Source organism: Bacteroidota bacterium (assembly GCA_008933805.1).
GTDB lineage: Bacteria > Bacteroidota > Bacteroidia > UBA8524 > UBA8524 > SB11.
The window spans coordinates 68,985-95,547 of record WBUH01000015.1; the positions used below are offsets into that span (position 1 = coordinate 68,985).

Consider the following 26,563-nt stretch of genomic DNA (forward strand, 5'->3'; position numbering starts at 1 on the left):
GTATAGTTTAAATGTTGTTTTATTAATTAAATAGGTTGGTAACAATGGCGGTTAGGCGGTAAGAGAAGGATTCTTTGTCGGTTGAGACAGGGCAGCCGTTTTTTGATTGTTCTTGGCTTACTATGTAGCGTTCGGCCTTATAGTTGCCCATTTTAACCACGGCATTAAACACGTCGGCAGAGTTTTGCGTACCTGATGCGTAGGTATATACCAATACATCTTCTTCAACATTAAAGTGGGTGCCCTCAATACCGGTCATACCGCCTACAAAAGCACGTATTTTTTCAGCTTCGGCTGCATCAATGTCTTGGTTAAAGTCAATTCGGCTAAGCTGACGTTGGCGGTTGTCGTTTTTTGTAGTTTTTGGGGTAACCATATAAATATGGGCTACCAAAGCCACAAATAATAATAGCACTGTTGCCAATGTGCCAAGGGCTATGCGTAGTAGTAGTTTCTTTTTCATTAGTACAGTTTTTAAGTGGTTTTGTCATACTTACGTAATCTCTTAGGGTTTGGTTTTTAACAGTTAGCTTTTATTCTCTCGGAGTAGGATAAAAAGTAAAGGCCGCCCTTTGGGGACGGCCTTACACACATTTGCACTTCTATCTATCAAACTGTTACTGCGGCTCACTCAATAGGGCATAATCTATCGTAGCCCATATCTAAAACATACCTAAGTATTTTCTTTACAACGATTTTTATAATAACCCCTCCGGGGATAATACTGATTAAAACATCAATGATAGCATCCGCAATTTCTGATGCCGTAGAGTCCTTTTTCAGTATGCGGCATAAGTGTATACGAACCTTTTCCCAAATGTTGCTGCCCGCCAACTGTGGTGAAAAATTGACTTTACTGGCAGCCTCAAATAAATCGGGCGTGCGTGAAATCATTTTGGCGGTTGAAGAAATGCCTGCTAAATACCCGTTGGCTAGTTCGGCTTCAATTTCGGCTTCGGTAACGGTAGACTGTTCGTCAATTTCAGCAAGAATTTCTTTTTTAAAAGTATCCGCATTGATAGGCTGTAGTTGCTCGTTTAGTAAATACATAAGTCGTTGCTTTTTAGATAAACAAAGAACCCTCTTGAAAATGGTTTCAAGAGGGTTACTAATGCGGATTTTTATATCCGTACTTTTTGGGATTTTTAAAGTCCTTATTTAATCACTTGCACTCGTATCGTTTCTGAGGTACCGCTTACTGTTTGCATACGGATAAAGTAAATACCGGCACCTAATACCTGTGCATCAAGCGTGGCAGTCATTTCTCCATCGGTTTTTCTGTTAACCAATTGCTTGCCCAATACATCCATCACTTCAATGCTGCTCAACGGTTGGCTGCATTGAAGGTGTAATGTATGCGAGGCAGGGTTGGGGTATGCGCTAAATACAGGATGGGCAGCAGCCTCAACTATGCCTTTGTTTTCAGGTTGCAGCGGGTTGTTATTGTTAGTGCCGTGTGCAGGGGCCAACGTGGGGGCAATGCTTGCCGGTGGGGTTACTGTGGCAATACCCATACCTAAAGTATCGTACACGCTGCCACTATCCAAGCGCACATCATCGGGTGGGAAATAACTGATAGTGCTATCGGCTTTTACCCAAGTCATTAATTGCCAGTAAGTGTTGCTGGTATTATTACTTGGCGGGCGGTTGGCAGGGTTAGAGGTTGCTACAATGCACTTGTACAAGCGTGTTTCGCCTGAGTCGTTCTTATGTTGCACAACATTTCCTACTTCCCATGTGGCAGCAATGATTTGGGTAGGTTGATATTTTTTAGCACTATCGGTATAGCGGCTCACATTTAAGTAGTTAAAACTATCCGGAAGCCCCATGTAGTTACGGAATTGCGGATAGGCTACTTCTTTCTGGGTGTTGTTAGTTGAAGTGGCTACCCTGTAACCCACCCTGAAAAGAGTATCGGCGGTATTATCGTATGTGCAATTGCGCACAATCACATCATTGTAATCCGTACGAATGTCGAACAAAGAACTAGTTGCAGTATCTAACGTGCCGCTTACTAAGCCTATTTCGGCATAGTCGCCGCCTATTTGCTTGTAAAAGTTGCCGTCAAACACTACGTGGGTAATACTATCAGGATTACTTAGTGTATCGTTGTACTTCACGAAGTGGGTAAGCATTCCGCCTCTGATACCATAGATAAGGCTGTTTCTAAAATGTACTGTGTCTTCGGTAATGCTGTAAGGGGTTGGGTTGCGTTTTATTTCAATAAGACCCAGTTGTTCGCCACCACCTATAAAGATGCTGTTTTCAACCGATGAGCCGCCACCAATAACACTAAACTGTACCACACCATCTTGATAAGGCTGGAAAGGTTTTTTCCAATCCAATCCCGAGTGTACTACGTTATTGCGGGCTACACAGTTGCCCATTTGCCAGCCCATTTGTATACCCTCGCCGCCACAACGCAAAAACACGTTATTTTCAACGGTAAGGTTTTTAAATACTTGTTGCTGCCCAACTTGGGTTGAACCTACATAAAGACCTTCAGAGCCTACATCGTGTACAAAACAATCGTGCACACTGCTGCTATCGGTAATGGTGTAGCTGGCTCCGTCTTTTTTCCAGCTTATGCCGGCAAACCCGCCATTTGCAACTTCAATAAAGTCTAACTCTATTTTATCGGTAGCAGTATTAAGGTTAAAGTGGTGAATGTCTTCTGATTTCCAACGGTTGTTATTGTACAAACCAAATGTACCGTGACGGAATTCATAACCTCCGTCCCAGCCGGTAAAGTAACGGTGGCCGTGGCCGTTTGCTGAATCGTAACGACCAGTGAAACGAACCGCGGTTACGTTACGGGGAGAGAACCCGTCTTGCACTTCTACCTGACCTAAGAAGTTGGTTACTACAATTTTTTCATTGGCACTGTTTCCTTTGGCGCTATCCATTTCAATCATTATCCCTGTATATTTTTTAGCATGGATAAGGATTTTGTTGGGGTAGTGTACTGATATTTTAGTGACATCGTAAATACGGCCGAAATTATAGGGTGAATAATTCCAATAAATATAGTCGCCTACGTTTACACCGTCATACTTGGCTGCAACAGCTGAATCAGCAGGTCCGTTAGTATCAAAATTACCGCTAACGTCCGTTACATCTACTTGGTATAACAAATCATGGTTGCCTGAGTCAAGCATAAAGTAGTAACGGCCTTTGGCTTCGTAATCAAAAGAGTATTGGGTAATAAGAGTGGTATCGTTTATAATTTTAAACTTATCCCAATCCAAAGTGTCCTTGCGAATGCTGCTACCGTTTAGCACGGTTGCAATGGGGTAATCCCAGTCTTCGTTTTCGGGTACGTATGCGGTATCACCGGGGGCTACCCAATGCACAAACCCACTTGCGTTGTATGCTTTGATAAAATCAGGCTCTAAGAACGCATTGCCCGATTTGGGGTAAATAGTTACAGTATCGCCTTTGGCAGCTACAATGTTGGCTTTTGTCTGGGCTTTTTTGTTGTAACCCCCCGGATTAGTAATAGTAAATTTAGCAGAATCAACACCGTTTACCATTGAGCTGTAAGTGCCGTTTTGGAAACCTCCGTACCCCAATATAATAGCATCTGCATCGTATTGCATTATAAAGTGTATGCGGTTATTACCCGTGGTGTATACCTTGGTAATTGTGGTATCGTTGCTGGCTCCTGCACGGTATTGAGTGCGCAAACTGTCGCCGCTCAAAATAGCACGTTCGGCTTCGTACAACAACGTATCGGGAATAATGGTACGAACCAAAAAATTATTGGTGGTGGATACTGTACTATCGCCGCCATTATCGTACGCAACGGCTGTTACTGTTTTCCAACCGGCATTATCTGCCAAATACGAGTAAGTATAAGGAGCTGTATTATCAGTATAAGGGGCTTTGCCATCGGTTAAAAATTTAACGCCTGTTACAGTACCATCGGTGTCGTTTGCGTTAGCTGTAAACGTGTAGGTACTATCCAGATACAATGTGTCATTATTATCAGGATTGGTAAGGCTTACAAACGGGGCAGCATTTGAATGTGTATAGGCCTTTATATAATCAATCTCAAGCGATGCAAACCCTGATTGTCCGTGTACAAAAACCGTATCGCCTATGGCAATAGGAACGGCAATAGGAGAGTTTAATATTTTCTCATAGGCACCGCTTCTTATAATGGTAAATTTATCAATAAAAGTACCGTTAACTGACAGTGAAAATTTACCTGTTTGATAACCGCCATATCCTAAAATAATACCATCGGCAGGGGCAGTCATTACAAACTTAACACCCTTGCCACTATAGTTAATTTGGGTAGCATTAGTATCATTACTTACCCCGGCTCTGTAAACGGTAGTAACTCCGGCACCTACCAATATACCCCATTCTGCTTCGTACTTCAGGGTAGTAACAGTAGTGTCTTTTAGATAAAAGAGCGTGGGTCCAACTACAGTACTATCACCGCAATTATCATAGGCGGTTACTGTTAAGCTTTTGTGGCCGAAGGTTTTTGGAGCGTATGTAAACCCATAAGTAGATGAAGAGTCAATAAATGTAGTATCACTATTCACAAAAAACTTTACCGCAGTAATTGTACCGTCGGAATCGTTAGCTGTTGCAGTGAAATTGCGGGTAGAGTGAAATGAAAAAGTATCAGTGGCAACGGGAGAAGAAAAGCTTACAGCGGGCTTTTTGTTAGGCGCTTTGTAGGCTTTAATACAATCAATTTCAATAACTGCACCACCGGCACCGGGAGAGTACACAAACACGGTATCACCCGCATGGACGGTAACATTTACTTGTGATTCGCGAATGTTGTTCCAGCCACTTGAGCTAGAAATAGAGAAGGCGGTTTTTACCACGCCGTTCACTTTTAACCCATAGGTTCCGTTTTGATAACCACTGTGGCAAAGCTTAATTGCATCAGCGTCGTAAAGCATAATAAACTGAACCCCTTTATTGGTATAGTTTATATTGGTTACGTTAGTGTCGTTACTGGCATTAGTGCGCTGAGTAACTGTTAGGCCGGAGCCGACAAGTGTTGCGTGTTCGGCTTCGTACAAAACGGTATCCGGAATTGCACAGGCCATTGAGGAAGAGATTTTTGCAGTACCCGTAGGGCGGATAGGTGCAGCGAGCATGACGCTAATGCTGCCGAGAAAAAAGCAAAACAGCATTAGAAGGCGAATTAATAGAGGTTTTTTAATCATACAGATTTTTTAATAATTAGTTGTTGTGTGTGTTGACAGTTTGCAACAATTTGTAAAAGAACAATTTATAAAACTAAATAGCACCCAAATATAGACACACTGATGTTACCTTTGAGTTGTTAAAATGTTTTTTTTGCATTTTTTCGATTAACGATTACAATATTGTTACACAGTGGGCAATCAAGTAATTTGTAAACCGTTGTTTTGTGCAATGATTGGCTCAAAAATTTATCACTTTTATAAGTGTTAGTAGGGGTAAAAAAAACTTTGAAGAACAAATGGACTGCGTTTAAACAGCTTCGGCCAACAGGTAAACTTAAAATAATTTGGATAACTAGTTTCTTTTACTAAGATTTGCCCTACAATTTTTTTACTATCAACTTATAAACTATCACTAACTATGGCAACAACTTACCCTTACACCCAACAAGCAATGCTTGTTAACAGTATTATGTCAACTACCGTTGTATCTATCATGGGCGGTATGCAAGTAGCACAAATTACTTTTACTACTGCAGCCGGTAACCTTGGTGAAATTACATTGTCTCCCGTTCAACCATCAGCAAGCAATGTTGAGTTTAAACGCGGCGAACAAGTATTGCAAATTGCAAACATTACTTTCAGGGCTCAATTCGGTTTCGATCAAGGTCAAGTTACCTGCAACGGTAGCGCAACTGACCAAAACGGTCAAAACTCAGCTCCATTTAATGCACAAATTGCTTCTTGGTCGTAATTATTAAAAACGGCTTTTTCCGGGGCAATAAGTTAAAACCGCAATCAGTAGTAATCCGGCCTTTAAACTTCCGGACGTATGTTATTAGCTAAAATTTCATTCGTATGCTTTCTTATTACGGTTCCCTTCGTATCGCCCCGGGAAATTTTTTTTGGCTCGGGTGACCCTGTCATAGCACCAAGGGGTTACCATGGTCAACGCTTTTTTGGCGATTTATCTACAGAATACACTATCGACCCGTCCGGAAAAAGTACCGTTTGCACGCTGTATGTATCTTCAGTTTTTGCAGGTATAGAAGCACTTACGGTAACAAACCCAACGTATAACTTTGATGTAAAAGTAGGTTTGGGTACGGCCAGCGGGGCAATAACGCTTAATCTGGTAGATTCTCCTTTAGTATCAAAACTTAAGGGGGACTTCACTTATTCGGTAACGGGCAATAATACCAGCTTCACCTTTAGGGGTGATTTGATTGGCTGGTACAATAGCAGCCGCTAAAACAGAGGTGTTGCCGCTACTTTTCCGCAGGTATTTTGTGCCTGCTTTTCCTTTATTTTAGGTTTTTCACATTGCATACTTGTTTAATATGGCAACCCTCACATTCTCAAACAGCACTTCGGGCAGTAGCTCATTATATACCTCCGCTGATGATAACGGCTGGTGTGCATACTTATTAGCCAATGGCGTAAAGGGTCCTGACGGCGGGCAATTATCGCTTACCGATTTGCCAAACTATAACGGGTATTTATTGTTTGCTACGGCCGCACCCACTATTCCGGCGGGTACATTTGTGAGTAACGTTTATACCTTTTTGGGGCCGTTGCAAAACTACCAATCAGGTTCGTTGGTTTGGCTTACCAGCCCTGATGTGTTACTTACCAGAGCCAACACCACACAGTTGATACTGATGCGCAGCTCACAGTGGTTCTCTGTTTTGGTGAGTTTAAACTATAACTTCGGAAACAACTTTTCTACCTTATTTATTAGTAACAACAATACTTCGGTAAACATTGATACTACAAATAATATAATACAGCTTACAGGCCCGCAGGGAGCTACTAACTTTACCTACCGGCCAAACAATATTTCCTCGTCATCACAAATTATGGCGGGGATTGAGATACCCCTAACCGGAATAGGCAGGGGGCGCATACGGTTTACTTTTGGGTTTGATTATGCTTCTGATTTCATCAGCTTTGATGTAAGCAACAAGTACTTTTTTAATAATGGGGGACCTACTGGCCCGCTTACTGAAATGTGCTATGAAATTGTGGTGCCGGGCAGCATGAACGATTTGATACAAATGCAAGCCAGTATTTATCCATGCGATTTGCTAAATAGTACAGGCACCAATACTTACTTGGCGCTATTAGGTCAAACGTATAATACCTTCACCCAAAAATACAGCCCAACGGTTCTTTCAACCTACTATCTAACAGGCTTAGGCTACCCGATGGACCTAATGCCTTATACAAATTTTGCCACCAATGGCACATCGCTAAACTACCCCACACAAAACAGTGCCTTGCTGGTACTTAGCGAACGCTCCCCGCATGACCCTACGGATACTTGGTACCTTACTCCACAAGGCGCATACTCGCTAACAATGGATATATCCTATCAATCGTTGGTGGATAATAACGGACAAATGCAACTTATGTGCGGGCTGGCTTCTACTGAAAGCATCAGTTTTACTCCGCAGTTTGTTGACACTTCTAATGGAAATACCGTTTCGGGAACGGGTGACTGGTTGTACTACTCAGTAGTAGAAAACGCCTTTGCCCCTCAGTTCCCGATACAAGCTACCCAAAATGTAGTGGGCAGCAATACTACCCAACAATGGCTGGGTAATACTTTTATTACCTCGTGGGTAGGTGTAGTGCTTGCCAATCCTAAAAAAACACCGGTGGTGTACCATGCACAACCACAAGGCGGGGCTTTGTTCTCTCCTCCTACCAATGCAACATCGCCGTTGTTCAACCACTTCAACACAGGTTCGGGAGTTCTTTCTATGGCTAAGGAAACTATCTTTTTCCCATTAGTCCCTTATGGAAGTGCTTCGGCAACACCTGCTACAGGGGTTGATATCTCATTATTTGAGAAGCAAATTTTGAATCCGAGCCGCAAAGCCATTATTGCTAAAGTAATGAGCAGCGAAAAGATTCCAGCTTCTCCACCCATTACTAATAGCCCGTTTGCTACCAATGCTAACGGTGGGATTTCATCAACAAGTCCTCAGGGATTTTATGTTAGTGTAAACCAGCAAACAGGGGTTTGGGATGTGCTGCAACTGGCCAGTAACCAGTTTATGACTAATGCCGGCACGCTCTCAAAAGTATTCAACCTTCAGTTTACTCCGGCCAGCCCCACGCTGCAAACCGCACTCCAGTCTAACCAGCTGTTTTTAGTTATCTCGTATAACAAAACGCTTGATGACGGCACCCAGGTGCTTGCTAATTTTAGCAATGAGATGGAGATTGCCGAGTGGCCGTTTAACCTTGATGTACCCACACAGCCTGTAAACGGCAGGTACAACAATGTAATTATTTTTAAGTTTTGCCACGGCCGGCTGATAGATAAGGTGCAGAACATACAGGGATGGAATATGCCCGATATGTTCAACGACACTACCAATAATGGTTTACCCAACCTTAGTATGTGGCTGCAACAGTACATACAAAACGGTATGGATAAGTACACTGTGTTGGGCGATAGCGATTACTATAAGTTTTACAACATAGCTACCCAAGAGAACTGGCAGGGGGTGATTGCCTTGGGGGTTGATATTAGTGTGCAGGATTTTCCCAAAGAGTTACAAGGCTTGCTGGCTGGGATAGACCTAAGCCGTTTTTATGCCCACCACTTTGGTATTGATGTGAGCATTGTAAACAATAATAACGGTAATGTGGGGATGCAACCCACCAGCTCGTTGTTTGGCTTGATAGATTACGAAGACCAGACTTTTGAAGCACTGGGAGGTACACCTGCGGCTTACCAAGCACAGGCACCCATAAATGGCGCAGTAGATTATGACTTTACGGTACTGAAGCTGAAGGTTGTGTTTGTGAACAGCAAAATTTACAACTACAACAGTTACTTGGCTCTTACAGTAAACAAATTGTTTGGCGAAACGGTGAACCCCGCTAACCGTGAAAACTTACTGATACTAACGGGTACGTACGAAAACCATAACGGGGTGCCCTCTTACACGTTTACAAACACGGCCGATAATGTGCTGGACCTTGTGAACCAGAATATTATTACTGATGTAGAAATTATAAAAGCCTCGTTTGTAACCATAGTGCCGCAAAATGGTACTACCAGCAATTTGGTGCAATCGCAGTTTACATTCTGGGGTTTTATAAACTATAACTATTTATCAGGGTTTGATTTGTTCTCGTTCGGTGCTGAGCAAGGGGTTACCTCTCCCAGCTTTACCGGACTTTCATACTCAAACTTATACATTGATTTATCTTTCTCGCTGGATACTCCTACCTCTAAAACCTTTACGTTTGATATTACGCACGTGTCGTTTGATATCGGACAAAGCACTCCGCGTGAAGATAGTTTGTACTCCCATTTCCCCTTACAACTTACCGGCATTACCTCCGGCGATGTAAACAATACTCCTACATCACAAGGCTACTTAGCCGTTTCCATCCCTGCGTTGCAGCAACAGCAAAACGTTACAGGCCAGTGGTACGGCTTGGTGTTTAACCTTAATATGGGCACACTGGGTTCTTTAGCCAGTTCGGCCGGGTTTAACTCAACCTTTATGATGGTTTGGAACGTAGGAGGAACAGGTGCATGGGCAGGCGTTAGGTTGCCAGGTGTTAACCCGCAAGCGCCTTCGTTTAGCCTGCAAGGGGTATTAAAACTGAATATTGGCACAATACTGCTTGAAAAAGCTACCGGTACTGCCAGCGTTGCGTACTTGATGAAAATAAACAACATAGCCCTGAAACTGTTTAGCCTGTCGTTTCCGCCTGGCGGCAATATCAGTTTTATGTTGTTCGGAAATCCCGGCACCGATGCCCAACCCGAAAGCTTGGGATGGTACGGAGCTTATGTTAAAAAGTAGTATTAATAAAAAATAATTGAGTTTATGTCATTCAGTTCCGCTATAACAAAGTTACTTTCTGCTGTCGATTCAGTTAATGCAGCTTCTTTTTCCAACAACTTAAGTGCACTGCAGCTTTTGCTGAAGGATCCCAAAAACAGCATCCGTTTTTTTATTTATTCAAGTAGCGGGATGGGGCACCAATCAACTGCAGCAAATATTATTTACCGATTAATTTCACTAGGCTTAACAGGCAGTTATCAAGTGATATATGTAAATGCGTTTGATGCGTTAAAAAAAATTGCGGCACTTTTCCCCCAGTTCGACCCTAAAAACCCTGATACTCCTATTGTGATTGGGGCAGTGACATTAACATTTATTGAGTTGGATGATTTTCAAAAATCTTCCCCCACTTTATTAAATATCGGAATAGCAGGAGGTACAGACGGAATAATGCATGAAAACTTTGCGGCTGAACTGTATGTAAATTATTTGTTGGTTCTGCAGCCATATCAATGGTATCAGGAGCCAAGTGTAATCCAGCTAAACAATGGTACGCGCGTTAATTTGGATGCAAACGAGGTATTAGAAAGCCTATCGTTTTCAAAAAGAGGATATTTTATTGATATCCCCAAAATGACTGCTCAGGAAATAACTTTTTTTCAAGCATCGGCATACGCTGATAAATATCCGGCATTTGACGCTATTACAAGCTCTCTTTTAGCCCAAAAATCTAATATGATGCCTGTTTATGGGTTGACTATGTTTGATTCTCCCGGCACTCGTACATCAGATGTTATGCTTTTTAATCTAGCAACGGCCATTGCTTATGCACAGGATAACACCGCTAGTGTAGGCAATGCTGTAAAAGGTACTATTGTGATTGTATTATCAGAACTATCGGATGATACGTATGAGAGTTTTGATGCGCTACTAGCAGGCACAGACCCAAGGTTGGAAGGTAGTCCTTTGAAAGCTTGGGTAACGACGCGTAAACTATCAACAAGAGTAAAACACATAAATTATGATGATCCGCTTCTTCCATCAGCAATAGGGCAGGTTGAGAGTAAGGCAACCCGTATCATGTTTGTTAACATGGGAGGGGTACCGTTGTATGCCTTTAATTATTTGTACAATGTTTCAGATATGCCCCCTGTTTTTGAAGGGGCTGCCACAAATAGCCTTGTACTGAATTTTGGGAAAAATTATTTAGCACTTAGAAGCGGTATCAACCGCGATTTTATTTTATATCCAACCTTGCCTTTAAATACTGAACAACCATCAGCAGAAGCAGCAACAGTGGATGCAGCAAGTAGGCTTGTTGAGTCTACTATTATGGAGTGGGGAAGGGATTTGAACAATGAGGCGGTATTGGGTACACCGGCCTCAATTTTAGGTATGGATATTTTAATTGCCTTTGAACCCCCCGATGCCAGCGGACAACAATATTTTGCTTCATTAGGGGCTTTTTTCCATAACCAGCAAGAAGATAAAATGCTTATGGGAGTTTTTTCATTGTTACAATATTTAAAAAACAAATAAGTCATGGCCCAGGATCAATTAACGTTAAAAGGCTTATACCAGGCCATACAAGCCCAAATACAATCAGGACAAGGCACGTTTAATCTTGTTCCGGATGTAATAAGCACCACCAATAATATAGGTAAGTTTTACGCCTCAATAATTTCAGGGAGTAATTTTACCATTACAAATGCGTCGTTACAGCCTTCTGCATGGGATGATAGTCTTACGGCTTTTACGCTGAATGGCGAGTCAGGCTCGTTGGGAATAGGTAATATGACGGTGGCGTTTGATTTTCAAAACTCTGATTTGGGTTTGTCATCGACTCTTAAGGCGATACTAACAAACGATTCATGGTCAATTGACGGAATCACTTGGTTTTCACTTTCAAACCCCTTCATCGGGGTCTTGGTGTACCAAAGCGATATGCCTGTGGCCGGTACTATAGGCGGGACAATTAACACAGGGGTTCCGTTGACAGTACAAATGACCTACCCGATTGTAAACAATACATGGCTGCTTCAAGGTAGTTTTGCGTCACCATACCCCAGCATTTCTAACTTCTTTCAGTTAGTAGGTGGGGTAAACCTTAGCAATCTTTTGCCCCAGCCCTTTAGTACACTTACTGATTTAGGGTTACAGGAAATAGATATAATGTACAATGCCGGCACAAAGAATGTTGATTATATAAGCATTAACATCGGCACAGATTCCTCATATCTATGGCAGATATTGCCTAAACTGGCCGTTAGTAATATTGGCATTAGTAGTATGATTACAAATCCGGGAAACTCACAATCCCGGGCGGTTTCATTTACAATTACGGGTAGCTTTACTATCGGGCCGGCAAACTCGAATACGCTTTTGGTTACCGCTACAGTTCCTAATTTTAGTGCTTCTGTTAGCTTGGTTGATGGAACCGTACAGTTGGGCGATTTGCTCACAATGTTTTGGAGCGGCACCACAATAAACCTAAATGCACAAATTACCAACTTCAATCTTTTAATCGACCCTACACAACAAAACTATTCGCTTAACTGCGTTATACAGTCTGACTGGACTTTCTTCACTATACAAAGCCCAAGTTTAAGCTTCACCATGACGGGGCTTTCATTGGATGTAAATCGTTTACAGGGAACAACAACGGGCAAAATAGCAGGAACATTCCACATTGGCCCTAGCACACCTAATAGCGGGGTTGATTTGAGCATGTTTGCCAGCTATGATGCCTCAGCATGGAGTTTTGGGGCAAGTACAGGAACTGACCAAACTATTTCGCTGGGTGATATTGCGGCTTCGTTCCTGCACGCTTTCGGTATGGATAATATCCCCTCGTGGGTTACAAATAACCTACCCAACATAAGCAATGTGAACTTTTTGGCTACTGTACCCGATGATAAAGCCAATCCGGCAACCTACCAAATACAAGGCGATGTAAACTGGCACTTGCAGTTTGGCAGCTTTGATTTGACGCTGGATGCCAACGTTGATATAACATATAGTAATAGCAAAACTACCGGAAAAATTACGGGTACTGCTGATGCTACCCAAATGCTGGGTTTAACGTTTAATATAGGGTATGAGTTTGGGGATGCCGATACTGAGGTATTCTTAAATATTCCTCAGTTCTCAAGCACTATCACTTACACCAGTAACGCCACTAACGATATTATCGACATAAAATTTGAGGAGATATCGTTGGGCGAAATTGTAAGTACGTTTGTGGGTATTTTCAGCCCCGGTTTCACGTTGCCTGCGCCTTGGAATATGCTGAACAGCATTGACCTTTCAGGCTTTGAGTTTACCTATACCCGTTACAAAACTTCATCACAAAGCTCAATAGTAGCAACCATACCCATCAATGTGGATTTGGGTTTTATCAATATCCAATCGATAAAGATTACCAAAGACGGCTCTTCAACCTCGGGCAGCGGGGTGTATATGTATATTGAGGGTACTTTCTTAGGACTTCCTATTGAAAACGATTCTCCGTTGCAACAAGACGGCAAGGGTAGCGATGTTACCAATATGCCATCGGTACCCGGTATGGGAAGCGAAATGTTTGATTTGAAACTGTTGGCAATGGGTCAACACGTTTCAATGTACCAAGTAAGTGAGCTGGCTTCGGTAAACGATGCAATCACTGCCTTGAGCAATGCATTTACTACAACTTCTGACCCTAACTCAACCACAATACCGGTTCCGGCCAGTACTACACAGCCCGGAGCGTTGGTGTTTGACCAAAATAGCAACTGGCTGATTGGTACTGATTTTACTGTTGCTAAGTTTTATAGAGTAGCTGCTGTGTTTAACGACCCCAATATGTACGGGTTGTTGATAGGCGTTGATGCTAAGGCTGACTACTTTAAGAACCTGCAATTTGAAATTCTGTATAAGAAGATTAACGATACGATTGGTATGTACCAATTGGATTTGCAGTTACCCGACCAATTCCGTCACCTTGAATTTGGGGCGGTATCTGTAACGCTGCCCAATATCGGTGTGAAGGTTTATACCAACGGTAACTTTTACTTAGACTTTGGATTCCCTGCCAGCATTAACGATTTTTCACGTTCATTCTCGGTACAGGTGTTTCCGTTTATAGGATTCGGCGGGTTTTACTTCGGTTATCTCAGCGGGGCAACATCTACCAGCGTGCCTCAAACCACCTGCGGTACATTTAATCCCGTAATTGAGTTTGGTTTAGGCTTATCGTTGGGTGTTGGCAAAACCATTGAGGCAGGTATTTTAAAGGCCGGATTATCGCTAACAGCCGTTGGTATTTTCCAAGGGGTATTGGGCTTCTTCCGTGCCAATCCATCACTGCAAACCAGCGATGGCACTTACTACAAATTACAAGGTACATTTGGGCTTACAGGCCACATATACGGTGAGATAAACTTTGCTATTATATCAGCAAGGCTGGATATAATGGCATACGCTTATGTTACTATTACAATAGAGAGTTATAAACCCATACCCATTTATTTTGAAGCCGGGGTATCGGTTTCTTTAACTGTGAAAATAAACTTAGGTTTGTTTTCAATAAAAGTGAGCCTGCATTTCAGCGCCACTGTTAGCGCATCATTTACCATTGGTAGTGATACATCAAGCAGTGCTCCTTGGAACCAGTGCCCGCCGAAATCTACCAGTACAACTATGATGCTTGGCTTCAGCGCACTTACCTCAGGACCTTCAGTGGTACTCAAATGGCAACCTATTAAACCGCTAAATGGCGCTGTGCCGTTAGATTTGGTATTCTTCCCACAACTTACTTTATCGGGTGATAGCAGTACTACTACCCAACAATACCTGGGAATGCTGTATATCAACTCTGGATCAGCCAACAATAGCCTTGCAGCATTAACAGAGGGTGTGCTGTACTGGGCCATCAATGCTTTAATTGGCAATACTTCAAGCAATACCGGACTGGCTTGGCTACAAGGACAGACTATTACTGCCGACCAAATAACCCAGTTGCTTTGCTATTTTAACACAAGACCCAACAACGTTGCTCCGTTTAACTATGCCAACGCTGCCCATAACGATATACAAACGTTTTTGAGCACGTATTTTATGTTGAACATACGCATTGGTGATACTACCGCATCTAATACAATGGATGCAGCCGTGTTCCCCGTATTACCAGAGCTGTACTTAAATACCTTATACAACAATACTCCCGGAACTGCCGTGCAGTTTTCATCGCAAACTGTAACAGGCACACAAAATTACATTGCGGATGTATCGGCGCTATTGGCGGCAATGGCTGTTCAGTATGAATCGCAGATAGCAAGGGATAATTTTGCCCCGTCGGATTGCAGTAATGTTACCGACCCTGATTATGAGAACCAACCAAACCTTTCGTTCCCAACGTTTGTATTTACTGACTTTGTTGCACTGATAGCCAAGCAAGCATTACAAGGCGCATTGGATTACCTGAATACTCAAAACGGAGGTTCAGCAACGGTGAGCAATACGGTTACTAATGCTGTGAACAATAGCGTACAGGGAATTGGCGGTATGGCTTCGCGCTTTATGTTACACGGTTTGCGTTTGCCCGCTCCACCGGTGGCAGCAACCGGCACTATAACACCGTTGTATATGCTAACAGGGCAGCAAGTGGCAGTTCCAAAAACACTTGCAACTACCGACCAATATGCAATATTGCTACAAAGCCCTGATTTGAATTGGGTTACTATGGTTGGCGGTACAAAACCACCGTATGCACCTACGCTAAACACTATTGCGGCAACTATAACCTCAAGCGAGATACAGCGTACCCTTGATTTGGGCGGAATAATTTTAGCTCCGTCGCTTATTTCAGGCCCATCGCCTATTATAAATTATAACGATACTCCGCAATCGTTTTCGTTGGGTAGCCCAGCATTGTGGCAATACCCCGGCGATTATTATACAGGAGTTTCAAACAACCCTACATTGTGGCGATTGCCCTCTAACCTCACTACCATTTTTAACTCATTGCCCGATGTGTTACTAAATGTATTTACGCTTACTAATTCAACAAAGGCTGCTGCAACAAATTATACTTGGTCTACCACAGTTAGCCTATCGCTACAGAAGATTACTGCTTCAGGGGGGCAAGTAACTCCACTATCAGGCAACATGTATAACCTTGTGGGTGCTGACGATGCCGGTATAGTGTTCTTAGAAGACTTAATCAGCTATTTGAACACCAATAACGATAGTGACGGGTCGAAAACAATACAACAGATACAGATATTGTATCAACCCGACCCTGTTCAGAACTCTAAAGGCGGATATATATCAGCAGCTAACGGCAGCTTTAAAACAGCCATTGTGCAAGCCAACCTTTCAACGGAAACTAATCCGGTGCAGGGTATGGACTTTATGGCTGCGTTTACGGTTACAGAACCACCACCACGAAACTATAATACGCTAAATACAGCAGGTGATTTTGTACAGATGCTATGGGAATGCAGTATTGTGCGCAGCGGCGGATTCTATTTTTACTACAATACCAGCGACAATAAAGGCTTACCCGATACCTTGTTCAGCGGTAACGGGGTGGCTAATGTAACACTAGTAATCACTTACGATGCCCTTATTCCTGCACCGTTTGTAAACAGTGTAGTAATAGGTGATGAGATAGATACTTCAAAAACCTCGGTATTTGCTCAATCGCCTGCTAACGCTCCAATTGCACAACAAATTACCACAAGGGTTGCAACCATACTACCGGGCTGTGTGGGCTATCAGGTATCGCGTAATGCACCACCTGAATATGACCCAACACTGCCTGTCCCCACGACTACTGACGACCAAACGTATTTACAAACCCAGTTCAACCTTATCGGGGTATCGTTACCGTCAGTACCAAGTTACAAAAACTTGTTGCCGGCGGGTCCTGCCGACCCAATGAGCGAGGAGGATATTGCAAATGCTAAAAATGGGAACAATGCTCCGGGAGCAGATGCTACGGATTGGAACTATTCAGGTGTTATTCCATACTACCGATATGTGCAACCGGGCGGCACCGACCCCAACTATCCTAACCCATACGCAGGCATTGGCACCACAGTACAAATGGCGTTGAACTGGCAGGATATGTTTGGTAACATTCCACCAGCAAACACTGCACCTTTAGGTACATCAATGCAGTTATTGTATTCTGATTCGATAGTTGCGCTTAGTCAATGGCCATCTGTATCGGTGTATTACCTGTTTGATTTGGAAGGCGGTAAACCTACATTAGACCTGAACTTTGCATTTAATACTACCCGCTATATTGGCGACGGAGCACAGAATAATGCTCAAATAGATTTGCTTACCTACATGACCTTGTATTACCAGCTTAGCGGCGGTAATATGGCCATTAACTATACTACTTCTATTGAAAACACAGGCGGCAACCCTGTTAATCATACCGCTGATGTAAATGCACTGTTATCCGGCTTTATCACCCCGATAATTACTATGCTGAAAGCAGTTGCCGGGGGAGCCACAGCCACTCCGATAACGTCTTATCCTATCAGCACAACAGTTACCACAACCGGAATAACTGCCCTGCCTGAAATATCATCGTTGACGGTTAGCCTTACCATGCAGCGTACGGCTACATTGCTCGATCCCAACTTTACTAACGTAGCAGGTGTGGCATACGCAACCACTGTTATTCAGCCTCAATCAGATACCGGTACTGGAGGCATGCTATCGCTTACTTTCTTTGCCCAACAGTTTGAGACGGCCTTTATTAACCAACCTGTAAATGGTGTGGTGCTTAAAGTTGCCACTGGCACAAACATAACTAAGGGTAATAGTGATACCACTGAAACTCCGCCGCTTTGGATTGTTCGTTTTGATTCAACAGGAGCTAATGGTATTAAGTTCGGGTTTGATAATAACCAAACTTACTATTTCTCTCCGATACCTTTGGCTACCAGTTTGCAATCATTCTCGGCCAATATCAACAGCTATCAGCAAGGACAGGCGTATCCCGTGGGAACAGCCGTTACCAAGAGCTTCTCTTCGATAGATATGGATAACTGGGGCTTGTTATTCTTACAAGCAGTGGATAGGTTCTTAAGCCCGGCATTTGCAGTACCCGCATTCTTAATGAATGCAAACTCTGTGTTCGCCGGAGACCCTGATTACCTGCAACAAGTACTGGATGCTAAACAACAGTTAGCCGAAGCCATTGAAGGTACAATAGATTATATTATTGACCCTTGCGACGGACAGCCTTCGCCGCCTTGTACAGCAAAAAGTGCTGCAAACATTGGTAATGCACAGGAGAAGTGGAAGCAACAAATGCTAAAGCAGTTATCAAACGCATACCGTTATGTGGCAGCCGTGCAAACTACCGCCACTATCAGCTCGCAGTTTAACGGGGTGAATAACGACCCTCCACAAGCTCCTTATGTGCCTTGGTTGTATGGTAAGATGGAAGGAGACGACCCATCAGTACCCGGCTCTAACTCTATACCTAAATCAACAGAATATTCACTATCAACTTCCAAAGTGCCTACTGCTAATGGCAACTCGTGGCTAACCTACATGTTTGAAGCCAAGAATCTTGCTGAAAGCCGCAGTTTCAACTTTGGCGATATGAAATACAAGGTAAGCCACATTGAGTTTGATATACAGCAAGTACCTGATATGGGTAATTACCTTGCTTCGTCGTGGCTAACATTTATTGTTCCGTTGGATGGGGAGGTTGCCGGAGCGGCAAGTCCGCTGGCAAGTATGGAAGAGGTAGGAGAAACTCCTATACCCGTACCGCTAAGGGCCTACCCAACTCCTCCGTCAATTTCGGCCCAAAACACCGATTATCCTATCAACGATAACAACCCGCCAAACCCTGTTACTATTCAGGATGCGCGTACATGGAATTACACCTACACGTATCAGAATCCTTCAGCGGCACAAGATACGGCGGTTACCGAGGTACAGTTTAACGTTGCGCAGGGACAACAAAGCAGTTATGTAGCCAATAATGCCCAAAACCTGCCCTTGTATCAATCAATGGCGCAGTTTATGAGTGTTTATCCGGCTATTAGTGCTGATTTTGATAACTACCTGTCGCAACTAACACCTGCAAACCTATCAAATACTAACCCCGCTGCTATAAATGCACGCTATGCAATGCTTGCCTTTGTGAAGGTAGTGACCCAAGTGGCCCAACAATGGAAACAAACCAATCAGGTGAATCCAAGGGTACAATCGGCAATGGTGATGGACACACCACCACCTCCCGCTCCACCTTACACATTGTCGTACACCATTACTGAGAGCGTGAAGGAAATTACCGATAGTCAAAATAAAACAATAGAAGCCCTGTTAATCACTATTACACCGGGTGATACAAAATCGGGAGCCACTACTATTGTTATCAACATTGACGGTTATACACCTGAGCAAGCCGCGCAAAACCAATACCTGTATTACCAATTGGATAGTTCAGGTGCCAAACAGTATTTACTGTACGAAAACCGTAATACTGTAATATCAAGAAATGTTAAGCTGCAAGGGCTTGATATTTTGAACACACAAAATGCGTGGAGTAGCGTAGCGGTTATACGCAACGAGGAGTTGTTGCAAAACTCTGACGGTACATGGCAAACCACCAACCCATCGTTTATTTATCAAACACCGCAGGTAATGTTCTATAACAAGCTAATCCCCTTGTTAAGTTCAAACAATGCTATTGATATTGCTACGGTAGGTACTGCTCTGTATCCCGTGAAACCGCAACGAACCCTAAGCCAGCATTTACTTGCTTTGTTTGATGCCCTAACGGAAAATATAAGCAGCGGAGTTACCGGTTATACTATGAAAATACAGTGTAACTATAATTACACTATTCCCGGTACATCGTTGACTATTGAAGTGCCCGTATTGCTGATTACCCCTACTGATATTTCAGTATCGGATAACGGCGCAAGTATTGCAAACATGCTTACAGCGGGCATAACAAACTGGTTGGTAAGTCAACCGCAAAGCAACCAAGGTAATTATACGTTTGATTTTATAGCCTACTCAAATACCGACGAGTATGTGCCCATATTGCAGATACCGCTAACACTAGCTGTATCAGCAATCACATCATAACAAAAAAACCCGGCCTAGGCCGGGTTTTTAATTGATAGTGGGAACGGTTTATTTTGAAACAATAAATTTCTTTACTTCCCTTATGTTTTCGTCAACTACAAGCTTGCAGAAGTATGCACCGCCTGCAAACGAGGTAGCGTCTACTTCAACGCTTCCGTTGCCTTTTTGGGTAATTGTATATTCACCCATTTTTTGACCTAACTCATTATATACGATAACACTGGCGTTGGCATAATCACCGCTGATAGTATAGTTAACGGTGGTTTTACCATAAGTAGGATTGGGCACCACATTCATGCTACCTGTAGAGGCAGGACTTTGTTGTGAAGGTTGAGCACCACCTTGGTTCTTCAACAATGCTTTAATCTCTTCCATCTCTTTTTCCAACTGGTCGATACGTTGGTTTTGAGTGGTGATGATTTCTTGTTGTTCTTTAATTGCACCTGTCAAAACAGGAATTACTTCAACATAGTTAAGGCTCCTTAATTGATAATCATCAGCAGCTTTTTTAACTACTTCAGGAATTATAATTTCAACCTCTTGAGCAATAAAACCGATAGTTTTGCCTTCACCATATTTATCCCTGTCTATATAGTTATAAACTACCGGACGTAGTTTTAATATTTTGTCCAGATTGTTTTCGATAGTAACAATGTTTTCTTTCAATCGTAAATCAGATGGAGTGCGAATTATTGACCCTGTATTATCAACACTTGCTCCTGTGGTACCCCCACCGACTAAATCTTTATCGATAAAATTACCTGTTGTAGTAGCTATGTTTCCTGAAGTTACGTGCAGCTTTTCAGCGGGTGTAGCAGTACCAATACCAATAAAAGCAGCTGAAGAGCCACTTGGCACCATACTCATTGCAGTTGTTCCTCCGCGCCAGCCAAAAGTTATTGTAGTTCTTGCAGCACTATTGTAGTCAGATAACCTTGGAGCTTCGAAGAGTAACCCATTTGTAGCATCGGCATACAAAACAAATCGGTCATAAGTAGCCCCGCCGATTCCTGTACCCCAAAGACTGAATGTAGATGAAACCTCAAGTTGCTTTTCAATTTTTACCTTACCACTAGTAAAAATATCATCAGTAATGGCATTAGGAATGGTACTGGTGCCTTGTTTAAACCAGCCGCCAAGGTTTTTATATTTCACAACTCCTGTTGCATCAGCCACCAACATTTTGGAAAGCGTGTTGTCCTCAGTAATACTCCTTAAACGTGCCGTTCCGTCAACATCCAGTTTTTCAGTAGGGCTTGTTGTTCCAACTCCCAATTTATCGGTGGTGGTAGTTGTATATAGGAATCCACTTCCAGCGTTGCGAGTCCAAGGATCAGTTTTTTTCTTTAAAACACCGTTGGCATCAGCCACTATCAAATTAGAAAGAGTGTTGTCAACGTCTAAAGTCCTTACCCTTGCTTTTCCGTTTACGTCAAGACGCTCAGAGGGTGATAGTGTTCCAATTCCAACATTATCGTTTTGATAAATATTAAACAACGAACCAGTAGTTCTATTCCTGTCCCATAAATCAACGCTGCAAGTAACCGGTTTACCAAAGTTTACCGTAACGTTAGCTATAGCATCCCCATCATTAAACATCGCTCCGGCTACTTTCCATACTGTTGAAGGAGTAGAGATGGAATACGATTGCTGGTTAATTCCTCCGGGACATGAGCTTATACAGTCAAGCGCTGTAATGGTTACTTGATTTCCAACTCTTTCTATTTTAAAACGGTCACCATTTGATACAGGTATACCTGTTGGCGTATAGAGAGGCGGAACAGGGAAACTAGGGGAAGCTGTGCCGTTGAGCATGAAATGAAAATAGCCATAGCTAATTACAATACCGTGGACAATATCAGCTGTTGTTGACCCCCCGTTAGTTGTAAAACCAATGTATCTTGACTGTGTTGAAACATTGCTTGCCGTAAACTCAATGGTGCCATCAACACATGTAGGCAGCTCATTGATGGAAACGGCTCTCCCTTCGTACCCAAAACCGCCTGTTTTGGTAATTGTTGTACCACCGCTTGAGGTTGAAACATTTACGAGATTAGTCCACTCAACGGTGTACTGTGCTGATGCAAAATAGGCCGATGACGTTAATGCCACAAAAAATAGGGCTGCCTTTACCTGTTTAAAACAATTAATAAAATTTTTCATGTGTGATTAGTTTAGTTTCCTACTCTTTTAAAGGCTTTTCGGGTTCGCCTACATTTTGCATGCAATAAAATGTACTCAAAGCTCAGCTTAAGCGAGCATTACAGAAAGCTCCGCCTAACCCGCGGTAGTTTTACGAGATAAGTGGCGGTGATTTTTTTACCTGCGGACTTGAAAAGGTTTAGAAGTAATTACAAAGGGTGCTGATGGGTAATAAAAACAAAAAAGGCGCAATCCCTTGCGCCCCCTTAGCAATCGAAATATACTTAACTACCAAAAATTAGGTACATACGTAGTATGATTTACCTACACGAAGTTTAGCATAAAAAATTGTTTGCAGGAGCTTGGCTTAATAAGTGGACGAAAAAAGTAATAAGTGGGAGGTTTTTGGCAATAAGTGGGAGGTTTGCTACGAGGTAAAACGGTCTAAAAAGTCCTTTTTCTTGCGTTTTGATATGATAACAACAGAACCGTCGGTCATAGAAACAGCACCTCCTTCACCACGTTGGTAATGGATTACATGTTCAAGATTGATGATGTGTGAGTGATGTACCCGTATAAAATCGCCCGGGGGCAAACTCTCTTCGTATTCTTTAAGGTGGCGGGTGCTTAAAATCTCTTTGCCTCCTACAAGTACCAAAGTGGTATAGCTGCCTTCGGCGTTTAATGTAATAATATCGTGCTTGGCTACAAATACTAACCCATCACTGGCCGGAACGGCAATTTTTGCCATTTTAGAGGGTTTTGTGGTATCTAGTTGGTCTATTAATGATTTTATACCGCCGGCAGTATTTTTTTCAAGTATGCGGGTGTTAGCCTTTTCTAAGGCTTGTTTTAACTCTTCTATGCTTACCGGTTTTTGAAGATAATCGAGCGCGTTTGCTTTTATAGCCTGTATTCCGTAATCATCATAGGCGGTAATAAAAATTACCTCAAACGTTATTTTGGGCACTCTTTTAAGCAAATCAAAACCGCTTCCTCCGGGCATTGATATATCAAGCAGTAACACATCAGGGGTGGTTGCTTCAATACATTTCAGGGCTTGTTCAATATTCTCGGCTGTTCCGGCTACAGTAACACCCTCGCAATAATTTTCGATAAGGGTTTGTATAGTTTCCCTGCTTTTTCGTTCATCATCAACTATTATTACTTTCATGCCTTGCCTAGTGATTTTCCATTAATTGCATTACCACCCTAACCTGGGTACCGCTTGCAGTGCCGTTACTTTCAAATTTATCAATTATACGCACATCTATTGCCAAATCGTCCATCACCATAAATGTATCTACACGTTCACCCACTATCTTAGTGCCTTGTGAAATGTGCATGTTTTTGTTCAACTGATTGATTTGCGATGATTTACCCCTGCCTACACCATCATCATCTATGATACACTCCAATTGATTTTTTTCAGCTATTCGATTAAATGTTACAGTAAGTTTACCTTTCTCAGCTTTATGAATCAGCCCGTGGTTGATAGCATTTTCAACAAACGGCTGTAAAAGCATTGACGGTATTTTTATTGTATCGGGTTGTAAATCGGGACTCACGCTTATCTCGTAATCAAACTTTTCTTCAAAACGTAATTTCTCCAGTGTAATGTATAGGTTCAGCAAATTTATTTCGTTGTGCAGCACCGTATAGTTGTTGCGCGACGATTCAAGAAACAAACGCATCAGCTTGGCAAACTTTGAAAGATATTCATTGGCAGCCTGTGTGTCGTTTTTTATCATGTAATGCTGTATGGCTCCTATAGAGTTGAATATAAAGTGGGGATTCATTTGCGCCCGCAGTGCTTTCATTTCAAGCTCAGCCATTTCTTTTTGTATGCGCCCCTTCTCTCGTTCTTTTGCAAGCAGGCTGCTTATTCTGCGGCGTGTAAGCACAATGATTGTGGTTAGTGATACCCCGATGACTATTATCCAAAAAATGAGGGTTTGCCATATAGCAGGCACCACAATAAGCTGCTGTTGTATGGTTAGTCCATCCCATGTGCGCCCGTCAACTGAGGCTTTTACCAAAAAAGTGTACTCGCCCGGGGGTAAGTTGGTATAAACGGCCACCGGGTTTTCAGCTGAGGCGGTTTGCCAGTTTTCTTCAAAGCCCTCCAGCTTAAACATGTAGCGGTGGCTGGCTGTTTTTCTAAACTCCAGCATTGAGAACCGCAAGCTTATATCGTTTTGGTTGTATGTTAACTTTATAGGTGAGCCGGTATGGTAGTGCTGCCAGTTTGTTTCGCCCTTAATGCGTATGCCCGTAATTTCTACTGGCCCTTTAAGCTGGTTGGTGTTTATTACTTGGTTGGAGAAAAATGCCGCAATACCGAGTTTTGTTCCAAAAAACAGTTTCCCCCATGAAGTGGCAATGCCTGCCTTAAAGTTATAATCGTTGTTAATTAACCCGTCTTCTTCCCAAAAATTAATGGTTTTGTTTGTTTTAGTATCCAGTTTTGTAAGCCCGTTTACTGTACTAATCCAAACATATCCTTGCTTGTCGGGCACAATGGCACTTGCAATATTATCAGCCAACCCGTTTTGGGTAGAGTAGTTGGTTATTGCCTTTGTTTTTGGGTTGTATTTATATACACCCGTTTCAGAAGTGCCAAACCATAGATTATTCTCATTGTCTTCAATAATGCTCCACACGTTTTTGTCTTCAAGCAGTTTGGCCAATGGCGATGGTGCGGCTACCAGTGTTTTATTTTTTATTACATATAAGCCATTGCCAGCGCCCACCCAAATGGTTCCGTCAACAGCCTTATATATATTCCAAACAGGTGTTTTTACAATTTCATTCTTCAAGAGAAAAGGAGTTGTCTCGCGGGTGGTCATGTTCAGCGAAAAAAGACCCTGCTTTGCAGTGGCAATTAGCATTTCATTCTCGCCTACTTGGCACAAACCCCATATAACTTGTATGGTTGTCGGCTTTCCGTTTTGCAAAAAGGTTAATTGTTTAAATATATTATCCCCCTTTTTAAGCGTATATATGCCTTCTTGGCCGCCGGCCCATACGTTTCCTTTAGTATCGGTAAGTATTGTGTTTGTGGTGTAATCAGCGTCGGGTGTTGTTTGTCCTGCTGTTAATGATTTGTACCATGTTTTTGATAGTGCTTCGCCGGTAAGGGTATCAAATACAAATTTGCCAATCTCGCCCTCGCGCGTACCTATCCATACTTCATTTCCATTTTCATGCAGGGCCCTTACATAATTATGCTCAAGCTTCTTTTGAAAATTGTTATAGGTGTACTTTTTAAAAACAATTTTCCTACGGTCAATTTTATAAAGCCCTGCATTTGTGCCAATCCAAAGCAAACCCGAGTTGTCTTCAAAAACAACATTAACAGTATTACCCTTAAGAATGGCCGGGGCATCATCAATGGTTATTTTGTTTTGTATTTCACCGTGCCTGTTGATTTCAACCAGCATATCATTGTTAGAGAGTAGCAGGTTTCCGTTTTTTAATAATGCCGGCGTGTTTTTAAATACGTTAAAAACAAACTCGTTATTAAACGTTAAGTGCTTAAGCGTGCCGTTTAGCTGCTGTATAACTACCTTACCGCTTGATAGTATGTAATAGGTTGCTGAGTCTGATATTTCAATCCAAACCAGTTCAGGGAGCAGCCCTTCGGGCATTGGTTCTCTAGTAATGCTTTTTGTTTGCGCGTCTATTATAAAAACGCTTATCTCTGCTATTACTTTAGCTTTGGTAGCTGATATAGGGATTATTTTTTTTATGGCATTACCCGTTTTAGCGATGTATTTAACAATGCCGTTCTCTACTCTGTAAACACTACCGAAAATTGAACCCACCCACGTGTTGTTATAGTCATCACAACTAATAGAACACAAGCCGTCTTTTACCCGGTTTTTCCAACTCCATTTCTTAGTTCCGTACTCAAGCATGCCTATCATGCCGGTGCGGGTTACCACCCAAATATTTCCAGAGGTATCCTGTGAAACTGCGTGTATTGAGTTAATAAACGGCGTTTCTTCTCGCCCGTCTGAAAACCCTGTAAACTCATTACCATCATACCTGCAAAGTCCATTGTATGTGCCTAACCAAAGAAACCCCCTGGTGTCTTGAAGGATGGATAGAACAGAATTGTTTGTGAGTCCGTTTTTTGTGGTGTATAAATCAATGTTCTCCCAATAGCCTTGTGCCCTGCCTGTTATAGTAGCAGCCAATAATAGGCAAACGATTAGAAGGTGCTTTTTTAGGGTCATCTTTTCCCGAACTATACAATAGTACAATTTTACGCGAATGAATTTTATGTTGACTTAGGGACAATATAATAAAAAAGCC

Annotated in this window: 11 protein-coding genes; 5 read left to right on the top strand and 6 right to left on the bottom strand. The window is 42.5% G+C overall.

The window, feature by feature from the left end:
• Nucleotides 1-22 precede the first annotated feature (22 nt).
• The 3 genes from F9K23_14335 to F9K23_14345 all read right to left on the bottom strand — a co-directional run bounded on the left by F9K23_14335 (nucleotide 23) and on the right by F9K23_14345 (nucleotide 5,195).
• Nucleotides 23-463 (bottom strand): hypothetical protein, encoded by a 441-nt coding sequence (locus tag F9K23_14335; GenBank protein KAB2914378.1) that lies wholly within the window; start codon nucleotides 461-463, stop codon nucleotides 23-25.
• Nucleotides 464-627: 164 nt separating this feature from the next.
• Nucleotides 628-1,050: a hypothetical protein gene (locus F9K23_14340; protein KAB2914379.1), complete on the bottom strand. Its 423-nt coding sequence runs from the start codon at nucleotides 1,048-1,050 to the stop codon at nucleotides 628-630.
• Between the two features lie 104 nt (nucleotides 1,051-1,154).
• Entirely contained in the window at nucleotides 1,155-5,195 is a 4,041-nt protein-coding gene (locus F9K23_14345; GenBank protein ID KAB2914380.1) for a T9SS type A sorting domain-containing protein, read from the bottom strand.
• A gap of 400 nt (nucleotides 5,196-5,595) precedes the next feature.
• Between F9K23_14345 and F9K23_14350 the strand changes: the two genes are divergently transcribed.
• From F9K23_14350 to F9K23_14370, 5 genes are all read left to right on the top strand, one after another.
• The gene (locus F9K23_14350) at nucleotides 5,596-5,928 is read left to right on the top strand and encodes a hypothetical protein (GenBank protein ID KAB2914381.1); all 333 of its coding nucleotides are present in this window, start codon (nucleotides 5,596-5,598) and stop codon (nucleotides 5,926-5,928) included.
• 78 nt (nucleotides 5,929-6,006) lie between these two features.
• Nucleotides 6,007-6,426: a hypothetical protein gene (locus F9K23_14355; protein ID KAB2914382.1), complete on the top strand. Its 420-nt coding sequence runs from the start codon at nucleotides 6,007-6,009 to the stop codon at nucleotides 6,424-6,426.
• Nucleotides 6,427-6,514: 88 nt separating this feature from the next.
• Entirely contained in the window at nucleotides 6,515-10,009 is a 3,495-nt protein-coding gene (locus tag F9K23_14360) for a hypothetical protein (GenBank protein ID KAB2914383.1), read from the top strand.
• 24 nt (nucleotides 10,010-10,033) lie between these two features.
• Nucleotides 10,034-11,530 (top strand): hypothetical protein, encoded by a 1,497-nt coding sequence (locus F9K23_14365; GenBank protein ID KAB2914384.1) that lies wholly within the window; start codon nucleotides 10,034-10,036, stop codon nucleotides 11,528-11,530.
• Nucleotides 11,531-11,533: 3 nt separating this feature from the next.
• Nucleotides 11,534-20,101, top strand: coding sequence for a hypothetical protein (locus F9K23_14370; GenBank protein KAB2914385.1), 8,568 nt, complete (start codon nucleotides 11,534-11,536; stop codon nucleotides 20,099-20,101).
• Nucleotides 20,102-20,149: 48 nt separating this feature from the next.
• On the opposite strand, the gene F9K23_14375 is transcribed toward F9K23_14370, so the two are convergent.
• The 3 genes from F9K23_14375 to F9K23_14385 form a co-directional block, all read right to left on the bottom strand.
• Nucleotides 20,150-22,264, bottom strand: coding sequence for a T9SS type A sorting domain-containing protein (locus F9K23_14375; GenBank protein ID KAB2914386.1), 2,115 nt, complete (start codon nucleotides 22,262-22,264; stop codon nucleotides 20,150-20,152).
• Nucleotides 22,265-22,670: 406 nt separating this feature from the next.
• A complete protein-coding gene (locus F9K23_14380) occupies nucleotides 22,671-23,417 on the bottom strand; it encodes a response regulator transcription factor (protein KAB2914387.1) in 747 nt (248 codons plus the stop codon).
• 7 nt (nucleotides 23,418-23,424) lie between these two features.
• Nucleotides 23,425-26,484: a hypothetical protein gene (locus F9K23_14385; GenBank protein ID KAB2914388.1), complete on the bottom strand. Its 3,060-nt coding sequence runs from the start codon at nucleotides 26,482-26,484 to the stop codon at nucleotides 23,425-23,427.
• Nucleotides 26,485-26,563: the final 79 nt, after the last annotated feature.

Coding starts and splice junctions, on each gene's coding strand:
- F9K23_14350 (KAB2914381.1), top strand. CDS start 5,596: ATGGCAACAACTTACCCTTACACCCAACAAGCAATGCTTGTTAACAGT.
- F9K23_14340 (KAB2914379.1), bottom strand. CDS start 1,050: ATGTATTTACTAAACGAGCAACTACAGCCTATCAATGCGGATACTTTT.
- F9K23_14355 (KAB2914382.1), top strand. CDS start 6,007: ATGTTATTAGCTAAAATTTCATTCGTATGCTTTCTTATTACGGTTCCC.
- F9K23_14380 (KAB2914387.1), bottom strand. CDS start 23,417: ATGAAAGTAATAATAGTTGATGATGAACGAAAAAGCAGGGAAACTATA.
- F9K23_14365 (KAB2914384.1), top strand. CDS start 10,034: ATGTCATTCAGTTCCGCTATAACAAAGTTACTTTCTGCTGTCGATTCA.
- F9K23_14345 (KAB2914380.1), bottom strand. CDS start 5,195: ATGATTAAAAAACCTCTATTAATTCGCCTTCTAATGCTGTTTTGCTTT.
- F9K23_14375 (KAB2914386.1), bottom strand. CDS start 22,264: ATGAAAAATTTTATTAATTGTTTTAAACAGGTAAAGGCAGCCCTATTT.
- F9K23_14360 (KAB2914383.1), top strand. CDS start 6,515: ATGGCAACCCTCACATTCTCAAACAGCACTTCGGGCAGTAGCTCATTA.
- F9K23_14370 (KAB2914385.1), top strand. CDS start 11,534: ATGGCCCAGGATCAATTAACGTTAAAAGGCTTATACCAGGCCATACAA.
- F9K23_14385 (KAB2914388.1), bottom strand. CDS start 26,484: ATGACCCTAAAAAAGCACCTTCTAATCGTTTGCCTATTATTGGCTGCT.
- F9K23_14335 (KAB2914378.1), bottom strand. CDS start 463: ATGAAAAAGAAACTACTACTACGCATAGCCCTTGGCACATTGGCAACA.